The following is a 480-nucleotide window of genomic DNA, read 5'->3' as shown; positions in this document are numbered from 1 at the left end:
ACTGCCAACCATCCATGATTAGGGAAACCGAATGTCCGGCTTGAACCATCGTCACTGTTAAGTAGCGAAATAGGTTGACACGCTGCGCTCAAAAGAGCAAGGGGAAGAGTAGGAGGATTCTTTCATTTACCTACACAGACCTTTAAAAGTACCCCGGTGGAGAGGACAAATCTAAAGATGGAATGCCCATATAAACGGAACGTTTTAAGTCCTCCTGGACTCTAACTATCTGGTCGAGGTAGTTAGTAGGGATAAGTGTAACCGCAAGTCCTAGAGGATGTGAGATGTGACCAAAAGCCAACGTCCTGCCGTAATGGCAGGGATATGCTAACAGGTCACGGTTTGATTGTAAGAATAGAGTCTAGTAGGTGTACAAATGGCGATAGCGAGTTCAAAGAAAGGATTTGAGAAATCAAAACCAATCAAGACTACGAACAACGCATGGAAGACAATCCCGTGGACTAAGGTTCAACGGAAAGT

1 pseudogene is annotated in these 480 nt (G+C 44.8%); it reads left to right on the top strand.

Annotated elements, in window-relative coordinates:
• Positions 1-376: 376 nt before the first annotated feature.
• Positions 377-480 (top strand): annotated as a pseudogene (locus tag P5674_RS25905) (reverse transcriptase N-terminal domain-containing protein); the annotation flags it as partial.

This window comes from Limnospira sp. PMC 289.06, assembly GCF_032350395.1.
GTDB lineage: Bacteria > Cyanobacteriota > Cyanobacteriia > Cyanobacteriales > Microcoleaceae > Limnospira > Limnospira platensis.
This window is presented reverse-complemented; position numbering and strand designations above follow the sequence as displayed.